The organism is Rhodococcus sp. KRD175 (assembly GCF_017168275.1).
Taxonomy (GTDB): domain Bacteria; phylum Actinomycetota; class Actinomycetes; order Mycobacteriales; family Mycobacteriaceae; genus Rhodococcoides; species Rhodococcoides fascians.
Map to the genome: position 1 here is coordinate 353,654 of NZ_JABFAQ010000005.1, position 17,824 is coordinate 371,477.

Here is a 17,824-nt window from a genome sequence, read left to right on the forward strand (position 1 = left end):
ATGGGCTTAGCGCTCTACAACGTCAGGTTCGCACCCGACGCCTGGTCGAACACCGAGATCTTGCCCGGGTCGAACCACAGTTCCACCTGACCACCCTCGGCGGCCTTGGATTCGGCTGCCAGACGCGCAACCACCTGTGCGCCACCGAGATCGGCGATGCCGGCATCGGCGGCCAGCTCCTGGAGTTCGCTGGACTCGACCTTGGCACCCTTCAGCGTGAAGTAGACGTACTTGTCGCTGCCCATGGACTCGAGCACGTCGACGGTTGCGGTGAAGGTGGCACCGCTCATCTTCTGGTAGCCGTCGATCAGTGCCGCGTCCTCGAAGTGCTCGGGACGGATACCGACGACCACCTCGCGGCCCGGGTTCTTGGCCTTGATCGCGTCCATTCGCTCGAGCGGGATCTCGATGTCGCCGAGGGCCGTGGACACTCCGTTCGAGGTGAGCTGTCCCGGAACGAAATTCATCGAGGGCGATCCTATGAAGCCGCCCACGAACAGGTTTCGCGGCTTGTCGTAGAGCTCCTGCGGAGAACCGATCTGCTGCACGAGCCCACCGCGCAACACCACGACGCGGTCACCGAGGGTCATGGCCTCGGTCTGATCGTGCGTGACGTAGACGGTGGTGGTGCCCAGACGCTTCTGCAGCCGCGAGATCTCGGCGCGCGTCTGGACTCGCAGCTTGGCGTCGAGGTTGGACAGCGGCTCGTCCATCAGGAAGGCCTTGGGGGTGCGAACGATGGCGCGGCCCATCGCAACTCGCTGTCGCTGACCACCGGAGAGGTTGGCGGGCTTCCGGTCGAGGTGCTGACTGAGATCGAGGATCTTGGCAGCCTCTTCGACCTTGTCGTTGATCTCGGTCTTCGAGAGCTTGGCGAGCGTCAGCGGGAAGGCGATGTTCTGCCGGACCGTCATGTGCGGGTACAGCGCGTAGGACTGGAACACCATCGCGATGTCGCGATCCTTCGGTGCCTTCTCGTTGACGCGCTCCCCCGCGATCCGCAGCTCACCCGACGAGATGTCCTCCAGCCCGGCGATCATGTTGAGCGTGGTGGACTTTCCGCAGCCGGACGGTCCGACGAGGATGATGAATTCGCCGTCGGCGATGGTGATGTCGACGTCGCTGACGGCAGCGGCGCCGTCCGGGTAGAGCTTGGTGACTTTGTCGAGAACGATTTCGGCCATGACGGTTATCCCTTCACTGCGCCGGACGTCAAGCCCGCCACGATACGTCGTTGGAAGAAGAGCACGAAAATGATGATCGGGATGGTGATGACGACGGCGGCTGCCGCGATCGATCCCGTGGGCTCCTCGAACTGAGAGCTACCGGTGAACTGCGAGATGGCCGCCGGGACGGTGACCGAACGTTCCGTCGCCGTCAGCGAGATGGCGAGCAGGAGGTCGTTCCAGGCGAAGATGAACACCAGGATCGACGCGGTGACGATGCCGGGTGCTGCCAGCGGGGCGATGACCTTGCGGAAAGCCTGTGCAGGCGTTGCTCCGTCCATCTTCGCCGCCTTCTCCAGCTCCCACGGGATCTCGCGGAAGAACGCGGAGAGGGTGTAGATCGCCAACGGCAACGCGAAGGTGATGTACGGGATGATCAGACCCGGCCAGGTGTCGAACAGACCGAGCGAGCGCGAGATGTCGAACAGCGGTGTCACCAGCGAGATCTGGGGGAACATCGCGATCAGCAGAGCCGCACCGACCAGGAGCTTCTTGCCCGGAAAGTCCAGCCGGGCAACGGCATACGCGGCCATGGTGCCGATCACGACGGCGATCACCGTGGTGATCAACCCGATTCCGATGGAGTTCACCAGCGCCGAGGTGAACTGGTTGGTGGAGAAGATGCCCTTGTAGTTCTCCAGAGTGAACGACTGCGGGATGAACTTTCCGTCGGCGATCGTGGCCGTCGATTTGAACGACAGGCTGATGATCCACGCCAACGGAACGAGCGCGTAGAGGAGGACGAGGACGTTGACGACCGTCCAACCGACCTTCTTGCGAGGCGTAACAGTGGTCATTACTTGCGGCCTCCGTCGTCGGATCCCGGTGCCGAGGCACCGAACAACTTGATGAACACGAACGCGATGATCGCGACGCAGAAGAAGATCAGGATGCTGATCGCCGACCCGAGTCCGAGGTTGAACGCGCCGAACAGGTTGTTGTAACCGAGAATCGACACCGATCCTGTCTCGTTGCTCCCTCGGGTGAGGACGTAGATGTTGTCGAAGATGCGGAACGCGTCGAGCGTGCGGAAGAGCACCGCGACGAGAATTGCCGGCTTCATCAACGGAATGGTGATCCGCATCAGCCGCGTCCAGCCACCCGCTCCGTCCACCTCGGCGGCCTTGAGCAGATCGTCGGGCACCAGAGCCAGGCCTGCCAGCAGCAGCAGAGCCATGAACGGGGTCGTCTTCCACACCTCGGCCAGAACCACGATCGCGAGCGACGGGAACTGCTCGGTGAGCGGCGCGCTGCCGTCGGGCAACAGGTTGGCGAGATAACCGGTGCCCGGGGTCCAGGCGTAGTACCAGCTGTACGCGGCGGCGACGGTCACGATGCCGTACGGAATGAGCACCACGGTGCGGACGAGTCCGCGGCCGAAGATGGTGCGGTGCATGACCAGAGCCACTGCCAGACCGAGGATGAACTCGATGATCACCGAGATGATCGTGATGCCGGCGGTGACGCCGAAGGCCGTCCACCAGTAGCCGTCGGACAGCACGGTCACGTAGTTGGAGATGCCGACGAATTGGCGATCCTCGGGGAACGCGAGGTTGTACTTCTGCAGACTGAGCCAGAAGGCGTAGACGATCGGGTAGCCGGTGACCGCGAGCATCAGGATCGCCGCGGGTGCGACGAGGAGCAATCCCAGGCGTCGTTCGGCTTTCTTACCGTCGGAGATGTTCTTCAGAGCCGCCTGCCGATCGGCGGGCTGCGGCTGCGATTCGGTGGGATCGCTCATGGAATCAACCCTTCGGAATTGACGGCCTTGCTGACCAGTTCTGCGAGCTTGTCCACGTCGGCAACCGGATCGATGTTCTGCGGCGGGTTGAGGGCATCGGTCAACAGAATCGAAATGCTCTGGTAGGCAGGCGAAACGGGCCGCACTGCCGCGGACTCGATGGAACCGAGCACCCCTTCCCATGCGGGATAGACGGCCTGGAACTCCGGATCGGAGTACAGCGACTTCAGCACCGGGGGCACGCCGCCGTTGACGGCGTTGTTGCGCTGATTCTCCTGGTTGGTGAGGCACTCGACGGCTTCCCAGGCGAGGTCCTCGTGCTGAGTGGTCTTCGCGACGCCGATGTTGAAGCCGCCGATGGTGACCTTGGCGGGCTCCCCCGCGTTCACCTCGGGGTACGGAGCACTGCGGAAGACCTCGGCGATGCGTGCATCCTGCTGATCGGCAGGCACATTCGCCAGATCGAGGAACGACACTGCCCCGGCGACGGCGTTCTCCTTCAGGCCGGGAAGCACGAACGGGTAGTTGACCTGGAAGGCCATCCGTCCCGACTCCATGCCGAGTCGAGCTGTCGCCTCGTCGCTCTGCGAGACCGATGGATCGCGGCCGTCGGCCGTGGCCACCCGCTTGATGATCTCGAGGGCCTTCTCGGTGGCGGCGCGATGCTCGGGAGTGTCGTTGAGTGTCACCGTCGTTCCGTCTTCGGCGACCACCGACCCACCCGCGCTCTCGAGCAGCGAATTGAACCAGACCATGAAGCCCTCGTACTGCTTGGCCTGCACACCGATCTGAGCGGGCTTACCGGCGGCCGCGTTGGCCTCGGCCACGTCGATCAGCTGATCCCACGTCTGCGGCGGGGTGCCGCCCGGCACCTCGTCGGGTCGGTACCAGAGCAACTGGGTGTTGGAGTTGAGCGGAACGGCGTAGAGCTGGTCCTGCCATTCCGCGGTGGCGAGCGGGCCTTCCAGGGTGGACCCGTCGCGCAGCTTCGCCGAGAGGTCGTCGGGGACGGGCAATGCCCATCCGGCCTCGGCGAATTCGGCGGTCCAGACCACGTCGAGCGTCATCAGATCCAACGTCTTGTCGTTTCCGGCGAGACGCCTCGCGAGCTGCAGGCGCTGATCGTTGGCACTTTTGGGCAGTGTCCGCTGCTCCACTCGATACCGGCCGTTGGAGGCGTCCGAACACACCTGTGCCGCAGCGGCGTACTGCTCTGCGCCGTCTGCGGCAGTGTAGAAACTCAGAACCGGAACCGAACTGTCCGACGAACCACACGCTGCGAGCAACGGACTCGTCACCAGAGCCGCTGCCGCCAACACCCCTATCCTCGTTGCTTTTCCACGCCTACGACCACGATGTCTCGGCACTGTCCCGCCTCCGTACGTTCGGTTACTCGCGCAGCCCTTGTGTCGGCACTGCCGTGCACGAGAGAAACGTAACCGAACTCACTGGCCTCGAGGGCGATTTGGGGCTATTCCGTTACCTGTCGGTTGCCTGGTCGTCCACCCGCTGTGATCAAATCGACAGTTTGGCGAGCAGGTCGCGTGCTTTCTCTGCCGTCCGGGGCTCGCAGATGACGTCGTAGCGTCCGGCGACCAACTGCATGCTCGACGCGAAATCACGCTGTCCCTTGGTGGCCGCGTACGGAATGGACGCCGAGATCAAACCGAAGATGATGCCGCCGCCGACGCCGATGAGCAGAGCTCCGAAGATGTTCTCGCTGAAGATGCCGAGGACCAGGCCGAGGAAAACCCCGAGCCACGCTCCCGAAACAATGCCTCCACCAATAACTTTGGGCCAGGTGAGGCGGCCGAGGACGCGTTCGACCTGCATCAGATCGACGCCGACGATGGTGACGTCCTGTACCGAGAATTCCTCGTCGGAGAGGAAATCGACGGCGCGCTGCGCCTCGGCATAGGTGGGGTAGGAACCGATGGGCCAACCGGACGGCGGCGTCGGCAGTCGCTGCCCTGGGCGGCCCGGCTGTGAGAGGGGATTGGTCATGACTCCATTGTGCCCCGAAACGGACTTTTCTGGTCGCTTCTGCAGGCTCCGCTCCGGCACCGTCACACCCATTGTTCGGCCCTCGGACAACCGCCTCGATCAGGAGATCGGCGGCTCGAACGTCGTCGTGCGCGTCAGACCGGCTGCGCGACCCTTCGCCGAGACGACCAGCGCCATCTTGCGGCTCGCCTCGTCGATCATCTCGTCGCCGAGCATCACCGCACCGCGAGCGCCACCCGCCGCCGAGGTATGGAACTCGTAGGCGTCGAGAATCATCTCGGCCTTGTCGTAATCGTCCTGTCGTGGCGCGAAGATCTCGTTGGCCGCCTCGATCTGCGTCGGGTGCAGCACCCACTTGCCGTCGAACCCGAGGCCGGCCGTCCGTCCCGCGGCCCGGCGAAACGCGTCGAGATCACGAATCTGCAGGTACGGGCCGTCGATCGCCTGCAATCCGTGCGTCCGAGCCGCCAGCAGGATCGTCATCAGAATGTGGTGATAGGCGTCGCCGGTGTCGTATCCCACCGGCTGTTCCCCGACGACGAGGGTGCGCATGTTGACGCTCGCCATCAGGTCGGCCGGCCCGAACACCAACGTCTGCACCCGGGGGCTCGCGGTCGCGATCTCGTCGATGTTGCGCAGGCTGCGCGCGCTCTCGATCTGCGGCTCGATGCCGATGGCCCCGACGTCGAGACCGTGCTCCTTCTCGAGTTGAGTGAGAAGAAGATCCAATGCCTGCACGTGCGCCGCGCACTCGACCTTCGGCAACAGGATGGCGTCGAGATTGCCACCCGCCCCGGAGACGACGTCGATGACGTCGCCGTACGTCCACTGCGTCGTCCAGTCGTTCACGCGCACGACCTTGAGCTGATCGCCCCACCCATCGGAGTTCAACGCGTCGACGATGCGCGCGCGGGCCTCGACCTTGGCGATCGGCGCGACGGCATCCTCGAGATCGAGGAAGATCGCGTCCGCAGGCAGGCCCTTGGCCTTGGCGATCATCTTGTCCGAACTGCCCGGAACGGCCAGTACCGATCGACGCAATCCCGAAGCACCCATCGAAAGCACTACCCCTGTCTGATTCACCCGCTGTATTGCCCAGCCTCTAACCTTGCCATCATGGCAGCACTGAGCAAGGTATTCGCGGCCAGGCTCGCCGGCCTCGGCGTCCTGGGCCCCGACGGCGAATCGATCGGGCGAGTGCGCGACGTGGTGGTCTCCATGCGCGTAGGCAGGGCACAGCCGCGAGTCCTCGGACTCGTGGTCGAATTGGCAACGCGCCGAAGAATTTTCGTCCCGATGCTGCGAGTGACCAGCATCGAGCCCAACTCCGTTCAGCTCACCACCGGAAACGTCAGTCTGCGCCGATTCACTCAGCGCGCGAACGAGATTCTGGTGTTCGCGCAGATCCTCGACTCCAAGGTACGCGTCGACGATCCCGAGCTCGACGAATTGCACGACACCGATTCCGTCGTCGTCGATCTCGGCATCGAGCTCACCCGAACTCGAGACTGGAAGGTCGCACGCGTGGCGGTGCGTAAGCAGCGCCAACGCCTTGCGCGACGCGGTGCCATCCACGTCGTCGACTGGCAGCACGTGCAGGGGCTCACGCAGAACGAACTGTCGATGCCCGACCAGGGTGTGGCGCAGCTGCTGATGCAGTTCGAGGACCTGCGCGCCGCCGACGTGGCGAATGCGATGCGCGAGCTCCCCGTCAAGCGCCGCATGGAGGTGGCGCGGGCCCTCGACGACGAGCGCCTCGCCGACGTCGTCCAGGAATTGCCCGACGACGATCAGGTGGAGCTGATGCACTACCTCGGAGTCGACCGCGGTGCCGACGTGCTCGAGGCCATGGACCCCGACGACGCCGCCGACCTCCTCGGCGAGCTACCCGAGACCGAAGCGGAATCGCTTCTGCGACTGATGGATCCGGAGGACTCCGCGCCGGTCCGCCGCCTGCTCGAACACTCCCCCGACACCGCCGGCGGTCTGATGACGCCCGAGCCCGTGATCCTCACCGCGTCGACGACGGTGGCCGAGGCCCTCGCTCGGGTACGCAACCCCGACCTGACGCCTGCGCTGGCCTCACTGGTGTTCGTGGTGCGGCCGCCGACCGCAACACCGACCGGCCCATATCTGGGCTGTGTTCACCTGCAGCAACTGTTGCGAGAACCCCCGGCGAGCCTGGTGGGCGGAGTCGTGGACAGCGCACTCCCGCGACTGTCCCCCGAGGACAGCCTGACCGCGGTGACGCGGTACTTCGCGACGTACAACCTCGTCTGCGGCCCGGTGGTCGACGACGAGGACCACCTGGTCGGGGCCGTGACCGTGGACGACGTCCTCGATCACCTGCTGCCCGAGGACTGGCGAGATCAGGAAGTGGCCGGACAGTGAAAGAAACAGCACGCCAAAGAATGGACACGCCGCGCGGTTCGCGGCTGTTCAACGTCAACTTCGACTTCGATCTCGGCAAGTCGGGTGAGAAAGCCGCCAGGTTCCTGGGCACCGGACGCTATCTGGCGATTCAGACCGGCATCGTCATCGTCTGGATCTTCCTCAACGTCGTGGCCGTCAATCTGCAGTGGGACCCGTATCCCTTCATCCTGCTCAACCTCGCCTTCTCGACGCAGGCCGCGTACGCCGCGCCGTTGATCCTGCTCGCCCAGAATCGGCAGGACGATCGCGACCGCGTCTCTCTCGAAGAGGATCGGTCGCGGGCTCAGCAGACCAAAGCCGACACCGAGTTCCTCGCGCGGGAGCTCGCAGCTCTGCGTATCGCCGTCGGTGAAGTCGCCACCCGTGACTATCTGCGCCGCGAACTCGACGACATCAGGGCGTTGCTGGAACAAGCGACGGGTCAACCCGCCAACGCACCGAAGAAGGCGCGCAAGAAAGCGGCCGCACGCCTGGCCGACGACGCGTCGGGCGAGACCGACCCGCAATAGACCGCGCACCCCTCCGCGCCTGGTAACGGCCCGATAACGGAACAGTCTCGAATCAGGTACCCTCGATCCCGGTCATCAGGTCGGGCCCCGGAGATCATCCGGGGAAATCAGGAGGTACAGCGCGCGTGGGTCGTCACAGAAAAGCATCGAATTCCAAGGTTCGACGGAACTCGGTGATTGCTCTGGCAGGCCTCGTCCCCGCAGGACTCGTCACGGCCGCGACCAGCGCCGGAGCCACCGAATACATCCCGTTCGTCACCGCCAAGACGGCCCCGGCCGCACAGGAATCGAACTCCGTGGTCGAGACCCCGCAGCCGATCGCCCAGGACCAGCAGGCGCAGCCGGTGGCCCAGGCAGAGCTGCCGACACCCGCCCCGGTCCCCGCGCGCCGTTCCGCCGGGATCGTTAAAAGTAAAAAACAGACAGACCTTGCGGTCAGCCCCATCGCGATCCCGGTCGTCAACGTCTCTGCATACAAGAACGCCGAACGCATCCTGGCCCAGCAGCAGCCCGGCTGCGGCATCAGCTGGACCGTCATCGCCGGCATCGGCCGCGTCGAATCCACCCACGCCAACAACGGCAAGGTCGACGACTCGGGCGAACTGCACGAGCCCATTCTCGGACCGGTTCTCAACGGCACCCTCGCCGGAAATCAGGTGATTCGCGACACCGACGGCGGCGCACTCGACGGCGACACCCAGTACGACCGCGCAGTCGGCCCGATGCAGTTCCTGCCCTCTACGTGGAACCTCTACCACGCCGACGGCAACGGCGACGGAGTCTCCGACCCACAGAACCTGTACGACGCGGCCCTGGCCACCGGCATGTACCTGTGCGACGACGGCACCAACGCCCGCGACCTGGCCTCGACCACCCGAGCAATCCTGCGCTACAACAATTCGATGGCCTACGTGGCGAACGTGCTCGCATGGTCGGCCGGTTACGCCACCGGCATCGTGCCGTCCTCGGACCAGCTCCCGCGGATTCACTGAATTCAACGCAGCACTAGATCGAGCCGCCCTGCTGTTCATCGGGACTCGGTGCACCGCATAGCATGAAGCAATGGCTGTACTGACCGAATCCGACGTTCGGACCGCGCTGACGAAGGTCATCGACCCCGAGATCCGTAAACCCATCACCGACCTCGGGATGGTCAAGAGCATCGACATCGCCGCCGACGGAGCCGTCGGCGTCGGCATCTACTTGACGACCTCCGGTTGCCCGATGAAGACCGAGATCAGCGATCGCGTGAAGAACGCCGTCGCCGACGTCGCCGGAGTCGGCACCGTGACGGTCGAACTCGACGTGATGAACGACGAGCAACGCACCGCACTGCGCAAGTCCCTGCGCGGCGATTCCGCCGAGCCCGTCATTCCCTTCGCGCAACCCGGATCGCTGACGCGTGTGTACGCGGTGGCGTCGGGCAAGGGCGGCGTGGGCAAGTCCAGCGTGACGGTCAACCTTGCCGCGTCCCTTTCCGCCCGCGGCCTGTCGGTGGGTGTGCTCGACGCCGACATCTACGGCCATTCCGTTCCCCGCATGCTCGGCAACGACGCGCGACCCACGCAGGTGGAGAAGATGATCATGCCGCCGCAGGCGCACGGCGTGAAGTTCATCTCGATCGCTCAGTTCACCGAGGGCAACACCCCGGTCGTCTGGCGCGGACCCATGCTGCACCGGGCCTTGCAACAATTCCTCGCCGACGTGTTCTGGGGCGACCTGGACGTGCTGCTCCTCGACCTTCCGCCCGGCACCGGCGACGTGGCAATCTCTGTCGCACAACTGATTCCGAACGCAGAGATCCTCGTGGTCACCACCCCGCAGCAAGCCGCTGCCGAGGTCGCCGAGCGCGCCGGAGCGATCGCACTGCAGACGCGTCAGCGCGTTGCAGGCGTCGTGGAGAACATGTCATGGCTCGAGCTGCCCGACGGTACCCGGATGGATATCTTCGGATCCGGTGGCGGACAGGACGTATCGGATCGCCTCACCAAGGCCGTGGGTGCCAAGGTGCCTCTGCTGGGCCAGATTCCGCTCGACACCGCCGTCCGTGAAGGCGGCGACGCCGGCACTCCGATCGTATTGGGCCACCCGAATTCGCCTGCGGCACAAGCACTCGAGGCGGTCGCCGGAAAACTTGCCGTGCGCGAGCGCGGACTGGTGGGAATGTCGCTGGGAATCGACACAACTCGGAAACTGTAAGGCAGGCGCTTATACCCGACAAACGACGCGGGGAACAGGGTTGGAGCCTTATGATTTGCCTTCAATCCTACTGTCGATAGAGAGTGGCCTTCATGAAGAAGCCGCATCGGGTCAGGCCGGTCGTCGTTCCGGTACTGATCGCACTGCTGATGACCCTGCTGGGATCCGTACTCGGTCCCGCGCTGGCGTCGGCACAACCTGCCCCGCCAGCCCAGAATTACTCGATCGCGACAGACACCACGTTCGCGCCCTTCGAATTCCAGGACGAGACAGGCAAACTCGTCGGAATCGACATGGACCTGCTCGCGGCCATCGCCGTCGACCAGGGCTTCGACTACACCGTCGAGCAGGTCGGATTCGACACCGCACTCCAGGGCGTCACCAGCGGCCAGTTCAACGGAATGATCGCCGGCATGTCGATCACCGACGAGCGCAAGGCCACCTTCGACTTCTCCGATCCGTACTTCGATTCCGGCGTCCAGATGGCAATTCTGGATTCGAACGACGAGATCAAGGGCTACGAAGACCTGCGCGGTAAGTCGGTCGCGGTCAAGAACGGCACCGAGGGTGCGACGTTCGCGACGTCGATCGCCGATCAGTACGGCTTCACCATCCGCAGCTTCGACGACTCCGCGACCATGTTCGAGGAAGTGCGTACCGGAAACTCCGCAGCAGCCTTCGAGGACTACCCGGTGCTCGCCTACGGCATCACCCAGGGCAACGGCTTCAAGACGGTCACCGAGAAAGAAGCCGGTGCCAGTTACGGATTCGCCGTCGCCAAGGGCACCAACGCCCAGTTGCTCGACCAGTTCAACACCGGCCTCGAAAACCTGCGCGCCAACGGCCAGTACGACGAAATTCTCGACACCTACCTCAACGCCGACGCGTCCACCGCCGACACCTCGATCCCCGGCCTGATCGCCAGCAGCTGGCAGTTGCTGCTCAAGGGTCTGTGGCTGACGATCGTGCTGACCGTCATCTCCATCGCGATCGCGTTGGTACTCGGCGGCATCTTCGGCCTGTTCCGCGTCTCGACCAACATCGTGCTCCGCGGCATCGGTACCACGTACGTCGACATCTTCCGCGGCACACCGCTTCTGGTGCAGGCATTCTTCATCTACTTCGGCGTACCCGCGGCACTGAACTTTCAGATGTCGGCATTCACCGCAGGCATCATCACACTGTCGCTCAACGCCGGTGCGTACATGGCCGAGATCGTCCGCGGCGGCATCCTCGCCGTCGACAAGGGCCAGATGGAGGCGTCGCGCAGCCTCGGCATCAGCTACCTCAAGTCGATGCGAAAAGTGGTGATGCCACAGGCAATTCGCACGATGATCCCGTCGTACATCAATCAGTTCGTCATCACGCTCAAGGACACGTCGCTGCTCTCGGTCATCGGCCTGGCAGAACTGACCCAGACCGGCCGACTGATCATCGCGCGCAACTTCGAGTCCTTCAACATGTGGCTCATCGTCGGTGTCCTGTACTTCATCATCATCATGGCTCTCACCAAGCTGTCGAACCGGCTCGAGAAGAGGATCAACAAATGAGCACCGAACTGACCAAGGACCTGCCGGTCGACAAGGGTCCGGGAACGAAGATCTCGATCAAGGCCCTCCAGAAGGCGTTCGGCGACAACACGGTTCTCAAAGGCATCGACGCCGAGATCGCCAACGGTGAAGTGGTCTGCGTGATCGGGCCGTCCGGATCCGGCAAGAGCACGTTCCTGCGCTGCCTGAACAAGCTCGAGGACATCACCGCCGGATCGGTCGTCGTCGACGGCACCGACCTGACGGCGAAGAACGTGGACCTGGACAAGGTGCGCCAGAACATCGGCATGGTGTTCCAACACTTCAACCTCTTCCCACACATGACAGCCCTCGAAAACGTCATGCTCGCACCCGTCGAAACCAAGAAGATGTCGAAGTCGCAGGCCAAGGACGCGGCCCTGCAGCTGCTCGAACAGGTAGGACTGTCCGAGCGGGCCGACTACAAGCCCGCCAACCTATCCGGTGGACAGAAGCAGCGCGTCGCCATCGCGCGAGCACTGGCCATGAACCCGTCGATCATGCTGTTCGACGAAGCCACCAGCGCCCTGGACCCCGAAATGGTCGGCGAAGTTCTGCAGGTACTGCGCGACCTCGCCAAGGGCGGCATGACGATGGTGGTCGTCACCCACGAAATGGGCTTCGCACGCGAAGTCGCGGATCGAGTGATCTTCATGGCCGAGGGCGTCATCGTCGAAGAGGGAACACCCGACGAGCTGTTCGGGAATCCACAGAACCCACGTACCCAGGACTTCCTGAACAAGGTGCTCTAGCCACTGGCCCGCCCGCTCCCGCCGCCCGCCCCGCCGCGGATCAATGCGCCTTTGTTGCACTCAGAGCGACTGAATCCCACATTCATCCGACGGGGGGCGCAGCGGTCGGGCGGGCGCAGCCTGCAGACTGGGTGGTTCGTCGGGCCGGTTGGGGCTATGCCTACGTGGCGTCCGCGTCGATGGGCGGGGTATCGCCCGCCGCGAGTTTCGGTTCGTTCTTGCTCATCGACACGGCACCCCCGGACGCACCGCCCGAGGACACGCCGTTCTGCGGCGTCGGTCCGCCCATGTTCTTGGGCTTGGTGTCGAAGGGCTTGCCTTTGAAGGTGTCGTCCAGCGGGTTCTTGAAGACCGAGTCGTCGCCGTCGAGCAGGTGTTTGGTGATCACGGCTCGGGGTGTCATACCGCGGAGTTGGTTGAGGTCGGCGAGGGGCTTACGCAGGTCCTCGAAGTCGGTGCCGAGCTCGTCCTTGAGTTGTTGGCTCGCGCCGTTGGCGTAGTCCTTGACCTGGCGGAGGGATTTCGACACCCAGCTGATGGCACCGGGGAGACGATCCGGGCCGAGGATGACCAGAGCTGCTACGAGGAGAATGACGAGCTCTCCCCAACCGATGTTGCCGAACACGGGTGCCAGCCTACGTCGTCAGTCGGAAACCGGCGTGACGGACAGGTCCACCAGCCGTCCGGAGCGGACGAGTTGCACCGGCACCGCCTGACCGATCGTGGTTTCCTGCACCGCGACGACGAGCTCGTCTGCGTCCCCCACCGAGCGTTCGCCGACCTTGGTGATGACGTCCCCTTCGACGATTCCGGCTTGCTGGGCCGGCCCACCGGCCCGGACGTTGGCGACTTCTGCGCCGGCCGAGGTTTCGTTGATCACCGAACGCGCGTTGATCCCGAAATCCGGGTGCCGCATGACGCCGTCCCGAATCAGGGCCTGCGCCACCTCGGTGACCTCGTCGACGGGTATCGCGAAGCCCAGTCCCACCGATCCCCCGCTCTCGCTTCGGATGGCGGAGTTGATGCCGATGACGCGACCTTCGAAGTCGATGAGGGGGCCACCGGAGTTACCCGGGTTGATGGCTGCGTCGGTCTGAACCGCGTCGATGACGGCGTTGGTGTCGGTGCCCTCCCCCGACAGCGCGACGGGGCGGTCGAGAGCACTGACGATGCCCGAGGTAACCGTCTTGTTCAGACCGAGCGGTGACCCGACGGCGATGACGTCCTGGCCGACGCGGACGTCGTCGGAGCGTCCGAGCTGAGCCTCGGTGAGGTTGCCGACGTCGGTCTTGAGTACGGCGAGGTCGGTCTTGGTGTCGCGGCCGACGATGCGTCCGGGCACTTTGGTGCCGTCGGAGAAGGTGACTTCGAGGGTCGACTTGTCCTCGTCGGATGCGGCGAGCGAGATCACGTGGTTGTTCGTGACGATGTAGCCCTCGTCGGCGTCGATCACGACGCCCGAGCCGGTGCCTCCGGTCTCGCCGAGGGTCACCTGAATGGAGACGACCGACGGCAGGACCGCGTCGGCCACCTTGCTGATCTGGCCGCGTGGGACGTCGTCGCCACTGGACTGGGTCAGTGTCACTTTCTGGCTGGTCAGTGCGCCGGTCACTTCGGCGGTCAGGCGGCCGAACAGTCCACCGACCAAGCCGATGACGAGGGCAAGGACACCGAGTACGACGAGCGCCCGCACGGATACCGATCGCCCGAACAAGACGTCGCGCACGCCGAGCTTGGTTCCAGGAGGGAGTACAGGAGGTGGTGGGGTGTCGAGGGCCGCGCCGCCCAGCGACACTCGGGACGCGGGATCACGCCACGGATCAGCCGGAACCTGGGGGCCGGCGTCGGACTCGTCGGCGGCGTCGGGGTCGCGCTGTAATGACTCGGTGGCGTCGTCGGGACGTCCGAAGGCCTCGGCCAAGACGGGGTCCGGCGGCCGGACCGACAGCCGGGAAGGCAGTTGTTCGTCGGGGCGACGTGGGGAGAACGAACCGCCGACGTCATCGGGACGTCCGAATACCGAGGCCGACACCGGATCGACGGTGGGTCGATGGACCGGACGCGGCGGCAACCGTGGACCCTCGTCTGCTGTGCCTGTGGTCTCGGTGCTGGTCGAATTCGATGTCACGCGTCCGGTTACCCCTCGCATACGTCGGTGTGAGAGTTCAGTATCACTCGAGCGGTCGGGGCAGCTCGATGCAGGTGAGGACTCGTCGGGCAGAAAACGCGGCGGTCAGCGTCGACGACGGCGCACGGCCTCGACGGACGCCATGAACGACCGCTTGGATCGAGCGGGCCCGTCTTCGCCTGCACAGGACGGAATCTGGCTCAGCAAACCGAGGAGCGAATGTGGCATCGACATCTCGCCTGCTCCGCGGAGCGCACGACGAGCCTGCTGCTGCGCCTCGACCTCGGCCGAGCATTCCGGGCATTCGGAGAGGTGGTGAGCGGCGCGGAGGTGAGCGGGCATTCGTAGTTCACCATCGACGTAGGCTGCGACGGCTTCACTGGCCAGATGTTCGGTGGAGCTGAATTGCCGAGGCTTGCGTGCCTGCGTCATCCAACCCTCCTCGTAGCTAGTGGACACTTGCGTGACCCGAGTCGACCTTCCCGTGCACTCGAAGGTACTCCCGTAGCGCGTGACGGCCACGGTGAATGCGACTACGAACCGTTCCGAGCTTGACGCCCAGTGTCGCACCGATCTCTTCGTACGACAGTCCTTCGATGTCGCACAACACGATTGCGGCGCGAAACTCGGGTGCCAGCGAATCGAGCGCAGACTGCAGATCCGGGTCGAGGCGAGCGTCGTGGTAGATCTGCTCGGGGTTGGGCCGGTCCGACGGAACGCGGTCGTAGTCCTCGGGCAGTGCTTCCATGCGGATACGGCTGCGGCGACGAACCATGTCGAGGAACAGGTTGGTCGTGATGCGGTGCAGCCAACCCTCGAACGTTCCCGGCTGGTAGTTCGACAGGGAGCGGAACACGCGGATGAAGGTGTCCTGAGTCAGGTCCTCGGCGTCCTGGGCATTGCCGGAGAGGCGGTACGCGAGTCGGTAGACGCGGTCGCCGTGTTCGCGAACGAGCTCGTCCCAGGACGGCATGGTGGAGTTCTCGCCGGTCGCATCGAACACTGCGGTGCCGCTGAGGTCGTCGGGGGTGGGCACGGACTCGGGTAGACGAGCGATGTCGCGATCGCCGTTGATCTTGTAAATAGTTGGATCCTCCTGCTCAGGACTGCGTACGTCCTTCTGATGCAACCGACGACTACCCTCGGATGTTCCAGCTCACACTTCGCAATCGAGACGGACCTGCGATTCCTCCATAGCCTGACCGACCCGCGTGTGGGTCCGGTATGAATCACCTGAGGCCCACCTGAGAATGTGAGCGTGAGATCGAGCCCCGGGCACGATAACCTCGGGACGTGCCGACCAACGCCGAGAAGATGCTCGCTTATGCCGAAGACTCCGCTCAGGAGGACGAGGTTCTGATCGCAGCCAGAGAGCGAGCCGTCGACCTCGGTGCGGCTCCGGTGCCGCCGTCCGTCGGTGCCATCCTGAGCATCTTCACTCAGATGCTCGGCGCGAAGACGGTCGTCGAAATCGGAACGGGCGCGGGAATCAGCGGGCTGTGGTTGCTCGACGGGATGCGAGCGGACGGTGTGCTGACCACCATCGACACCGAGCCCGAACACCAGCGGGCAGCGCGAGAAGCATTCCGGGCAGGGGGAATCGCGCCGTCCCGCACTCGGCTGATCAACGGCTGGGCGTTGGACGTGCTCCCCCGATTGGCCGATGACACCTACGATCTGGTGTTCATCGACGCCAGCCCCGCGGACCATCCGCACTTCGTCGCCGAGAGTGTGCGGTTGCTACGCCCCGGCGGAGTTCTGGTGCTGCACAACGCATTGCTGGGTGGCCGGGTTGCCGACCCGACTCAGCGCGACGCGACTGCGGTGGCCGTTCGATCGGCCGCGCGTGCCATCGCCGAGGACGAGCGCCTGACGACGGTGCTGCTCCCTCTGGGCGACGGGTTGATCTGCGCGTCGCGGGCGTGACCATGTGAGTGGAAATTCGTAGCAGGCTACGCATTTCCACTCACATGCCGCAGGCTCTGCTCTAAATCCAGACGCCCTTACCGACGGAGACGACTCCCCCGGCGCTGACGTTGAAGCGTTCGCGATCGCGTTCGAGATCGACTCCGACGATTTCGCCGTCACCTACGACCACGTTCTTGTCCAGGATCGCGTGCCGAACGACGGCACCCTTGCCGATCCGGACACCGGGCATCAGGACGCTGCCTTCGACGGTTGCGCCGCTGTCGATCATGACGTTCGAGCTCAGTACCGAGTTACGGACGGTCGCGGCGCTGAGAATGCAGCCGGCACCGACGACGGATTCCTGAGCGAGGCCGCCCTGGACGAACTTGGCGGGCGGCAGATTCTCGGCCGATCCGCGGATGGGCCAGCGGCGGTTGTAGAGATTGAAGATGGGATGCACCGACACGAGGTCCATGTGGGCGTCGTAGAAGGCGTCGATGGTGCCGACGTCTCGCCAGTAGCCGCGATCGCGTTCGGTGGCACCGGGAACGACGTTGTCGTTGAAGTCGTAGACCGAGGCCACGCCTGCTTCGACGAGCGCCGGGATGATGTCGCCGCCCATGTCGTGGTCGGAGTCGGAGTTCTCGGAGTCCGCCTTGATGGCATCGACGAGCACCTTGGTGGTGAACACGTAGTTGCCCATCGAGGCGTATGTGACGTCCGGGTCGTCGGGAGTCCCGGGCGGCTGCGCCGGCTTCTCCAGGAACTGGGTGATCTTGCCGTTCTCGTCCGAGTCGATGCAGCCGAACGCGAATGCCTCGCTGCGCGGAACCCGGATACCCGCGACGGTGACGCCCGCGCCGGAGTCGATGTGCTGCTGCACCATCTGCTCCGGATCCATTCGGTACACGTGGTCGGCACCGAAGACCACGATGTACTCGGGGTCCTCGTCGTACACCAGGTTCAGCGACTGGAAGATGGCGTCGGCGCTGCCGGTGTACCACCGGGGGCCGAGACGCTGCTGTGCCGGGACCGGAGTGATGTACTCCCCGGCGAAACCGGACAGTCGCCACGTCTGCGAGATGTGGCGGTCCAGGGAATGGGACTTGTACTGAGTCAGCACGCAGAGCCGGAGGTAACCGGCGTTCACGAGATTGCTCAGCACGAAGTCGATGAGTCGGTAGGCGCCCCCGAAGGGAACGGCTGGCTTGGCTCGGTCCGCGGTCATCGGGTAAAGGCGCTTACCCTCTCCGCCGGCAAGCACAATCCCTAGTACGTGCGGTTGTGTCCTCACCCACCCAACCTATCCGCACCGAGAGAACCTTGCTACCAGTACACGCACAACTGTCGGGGAAT

18 protein-coding genes are annotated in these 17,824 nt (G+C 64.4%); 7 read left to right on the forward strand and 11 right to left on the reverse strand.

The annotated features are described in order from the left end of the window. Positions 1 to 14: 14 nt before the first annotated feature. The 6 genes from J1M81_RS09790 to J1M81_RS09815 all read right to left on the reverse strand — a co-directional run bounded on the left by J1M81_RS09790 (position 15) and on the right by J1M81_RS09815 (position 6,027). The gene (locus J1M81_RS09790; RefSeq protein ID WP_032375493.1) at positions 15 to 1,184 is read right to left on the reverse strand and encodes an ABC transporter ATP-binding protein; all 1,170 of its coding nucleotides are present in this window, start codon (positions 1,182 to 1,184) and stop codon (positions 15 to 17) included. 5 nt (positions 1,185 to 1,189) lie between these two features. After that, a complete protein-coding gene (locus J1M81_RS09795) occupies positions 1,190 to 2,023 on the reverse strand; it encodes a carbohydrate ABC transporter permease (protein ID WP_027498037.1) in 834 nt (277 codons plus the stop codon). After that, a complete protein-coding gene (locus tag J1M81_RS09800) occupies positions 2,023 to 2,967 on the reverse strand; it encodes a carbohydrate ABC transporter permease (RefSeq protein ID WP_027498038.1) in 945 nt (314 codons plus the stop codon). Before J1M81_RS09800 ends, J1M81_RS09795 begins: the two co-directional genes overlap by 1 nt. Then, positions 2,964 to 4,286: an ABC transporter substrate-binding protein gene (locus J1M81_RS09805; RefSeq protein WP_027498039.1), complete on the reverse strand. Its 1,323-nt coding sequence runs from the start codon at positions 4,284 to 4,286 to the stop codon at positions 2,964 to 2,966. The genes J1M81_RS09800 and J1M81_RS09805 overlap by 4 nt, the downstream gene beginning before the upstream one ends. 196 nt (positions 4,287 to 4,482) lie before the next feature. Continuing rightward, the gene (locus J1M81_RS09810; protein WP_206497982.1) at positions 4,483 to 4,971 is read right to left on the reverse strand and encodes a general stress protein; all 489 of its coding nucleotides are present in this window, start codon (positions 4,969 to 4,971) and stop codon (positions 4,483 to 4,485) included. Positions 4,972 to 5,070: 99 nt separating this feature from the next. Then, positions 5,071 to 6,027: a CoA ester lyase gene (locus J1M81_RS09815; protein WP_032375492.1), complete on the reverse strand. Its 957-nt coding sequence runs from the start codon at positions 6,025 to 6,027 to the stop codon at positions 5,071 to 5,073. A 60-nt stretch (positions 6,028 to 6,087) separates the two neighbouring features. Between J1M81_RS09815 and J1M81_RS09820 the strand changes: the two genes are divergently transcribed. The 6 genes from J1M81_RS09820 to J1M81_RS09845 all read left to right on the forward strand — a co-directional run bounded on the left by J1M81_RS09820 (position 6,088) and on the right by J1M81_RS09845 (position 12,432). Next, positions 6,088 to 7,362: a magnesium transporter MgtE N-terminal domain-containing protein gene (locus J1M81_RS09820; RefSeq protein WP_027498042.1), complete on the forward strand. Its 1,275-nt coding sequence runs from the start codon at positions 6,088 to 6,090 to the stop codon at positions 7,360 to 7,362. A gap of 20 nt (positions 7,363 to 7,382) precedes the next feature. Next, complete coding sequence (locus J1M81_RS09825; RefSeq protein WP_045840756.1) at positions 7,383 to 7,913, forward strand: DUF1003 domain-containing protein; 531 nt, start codon at positions 7,383 to 7,385, stop codon at positions 7,911 to 7,913. A gap of 125 nt (positions 7,914 to 8,038) precedes the next feature. Beyond that, entirely contained in the window at positions 8,039 to 8,905 is an 867-nt protein-coding gene (locus tag J1M81_RS09830; protein ID WP_206497983.1) for a murein transglycosylase, read from the forward strand. Positions 8,906 to 8,975: 70 nt separating this feature from the next. Beyond that, positions 8,976 to 10,112, forward strand: coding sequence for an Mrp/NBP35 family ATP-binding protein (locus J1M81_RS09835; protein WP_032375491.1), 1,137 nt, complete (start codon positions 8,976 to 8,978; stop codon positions 10,110 to 10,112). Positions 10,113 to 10,204: 92 nt separating this feature from the next. Next, on the forward strand, positions 10,205 to 11,662 hold the full coding sequence (locus J1M81_RS09840; RefSeq protein WP_027498046.1) for an amino acid ABC transporter substrate-binding protein/permease: 1,458 nt from the start codon (positions 10,205 to 10,207) through the stop codon (positions 11,660 to 11,662). Next, positions 11,659 to 12,432 carry an amino acid ABC transporter ATP-binding protein gene (locus J1M81_RS09845; RefSeq protein WP_045840754.1) on the forward strand — a complete coding sequence of 258 codons (774 nt, stop codon included), beginning with the start codon at positions 11,659 to 11,661 and terminating at the stop codon, positions 12,430 to 12,432. The genes J1M81_RS09840 and J1M81_RS09845 overlap by 4 nt, the downstream gene beginning before the upstream one ends. A gap of 160 nt (positions 12,433 to 12,592) precedes the next feature. On the opposite strand, the gene tatB is transcribed toward J1M81_RS09845, so the two are convergent. From tatB to sigE, 4 genes are all read right to left on the reverse strand, one after another. Continuing rightward, positions 12,593 to 13,057, reverse strand: coding sequence for a Sec-independent protein translocase protein TatB (tatB, locus tag J1M81_RS09850; protein ID WP_032390319.1), 465 nt, complete (start codon positions 13,055 to 13,057; stop codon positions 12,593 to 12,595). Between the two features lie 18 nt (positions 13,058 to 13,075). After that, the gene (locus tag J1M81_RS09855) at positions 13,076 to 14,581 is read right to left on the reverse strand and encodes a S1C family serine protease (RefSeq protein ID WP_032401310.1); all 1,506 of its coding nucleotides are present in this window, start codon (positions 14,579 to 14,581) and stop codon (positions 13,076 to 13,078) included. Between the two features lie 84 nt (positions 14,582 to 14,665). Beyond that, the gene (locus tag J1M81_RS09860) at positions 14,666 to 14,992 is read right to left on the reverse strand and encodes a hypothetical protein (protein WP_032365497.1); all 327 of its coding nucleotides are present in this window, start codon (positions 14,990 to 14,992) and stop codon (positions 14,666 to 14,668) included. Positions 14,993 to 15,008: 16 nt separating this feature from the next. Then, the gene (sigE, locus tag J1M81_RS09865; protein ID WP_045840779.1) at positions 15,009 to 15,635 is read right to left on the reverse strand and encodes an RNA polymerase sigma factor SigE; all 627 of its coding nucleotides are present in this window, start codon (positions 15,633 to 15,635) and stop codon (positions 15,009 to 15,011) included. A 239-nt stretch (positions 15,636 to 15,874) separates the two neighbouring features. On the opposite strand from sigE, the gene J1M81_RS09870 reads away from it, so the two are divergent. Continuing rightward, complete coding sequence (locus J1M81_RS09870) at positions 15,875 to 16,486, forward strand: O-methyltransferase (RefSeq protein WP_032365496.1); 612 nt, start codon at positions 15,875 to 15,877, stop codon at positions 16,484 to 16,486. Between the two features lie 61 nt (positions 16,487 to 16,547). Here the strand turns inward: J1M81_RS09870 and glgC are convergent, their stop codons facing one another. Beyond that, the gene (gene glgC / locus J1M81_RS09875) at positions 16,548 to 17,762 is read right to left on the reverse strand and encodes a glucose-1-phosphate adenylyltransferase (protein ID WP_027498053.1); all 1,215 of its coding nucleotides are present in this window, start codon (positions 17,760 to 17,762) and stop codon (positions 16,548 to 16,550) included. Between the last annotated feature and the right edge of the window lie 62 nt (positions 17,763 to 17,824).

Bases quoted from the DNA above. Each gene is read 5' to 3' on its own strand.
- J1M81_RS09855 (WP_032401310.1), bottom strand. From the start codon at position 14,581: ATGCGAGGGGTAACCGGACGCGTGACATCGAATTCGACCAGCACCGAG.
- J1M81_RS09825 (WP_045840756.1), top strand. From the start codon at position 7,383: ATGGACACGCCGCGCGGTTCGCGGCTGTTCAACGTCAACTTCGACTTC.
- J1M81_RS09860 (WP_032365497.1), bottom strand. From the start codon at position 14,992: ATGACGCAGGCACGCAAGCCTCGGCAATTCAGCTCCACCGAACATCTG.
- J1M81_RS09795 (WP_027498037.1), bottom strand. From the start codon at position 2,023: ATGACCACTGTTACGCCTCGCAAGAAGGTCGGTTGGACGGTCGTCAAC.
- J1M81_RS09835 (WP_032375491.1), top strand. From the start codon at position 8,976: ATGGCTGTACTGACCGAATCCGACGTTCGGACCGCGCTGACGAAGGTC.
- J1M81_RS09840 (WP_027498046.1), top strand. From the start codon at position 10,205: ATGAAGAAGCCGCATCGGGTCAGGCCGGTCGTCGTTCCGGTACTGATC.
- J1M81_RS09845 (WP_045840754.1), top strand. From the start codon at position 11,659: ATGAGCACCGAACTGACCAAGGACCTGCCGGTCGACAAGGGTCCGGGA.
- J1M81_RS09790 (WP_032375493.1), bottom strand. From the start codon at position 1,184: ATGGCCGAAATCGTTCTCGACAAAGTCACCAAGCTCTACCCGGACGGC.
- J1M81_RS09815 (WP_032375492.1), bottom strand. From the start codon at position 6,027: ATGGGTGCTTCGGGATTGCGTCGATCGGTACTGGCCGTTCCGGGCAGT.
- J1M81_RS09810 (WP_206497982.1), bottom strand. From the start codon at position 4,971: ATGACCAATCCCCTCTCACAGCCGGGCCGCCCAGGGCAGCGACTGCCG.
- J1M81_RS09800 (WP_027498038.1), bottom strand. From the start codon at position 2,967: ATGAGCGATCCCACCGAATCGCAGCCGCAGCCCGCCGATCGGCAGGCG.
- J1M81_RS09820 (WP_027498042.1), top strand. From the start codon at position 6,088: ATGGCAGCACTGAGCAAGGTATTCGCGGCCAGGCTCGCCGGCCTCGGC.
- J1M81_RS09870 (WP_032365496.1), top strand. From the start codon at position 15,875: ATGCTCGCTTATGCCGAAGACTCCGCTCAGGAGGACGAGGTTCTGATC.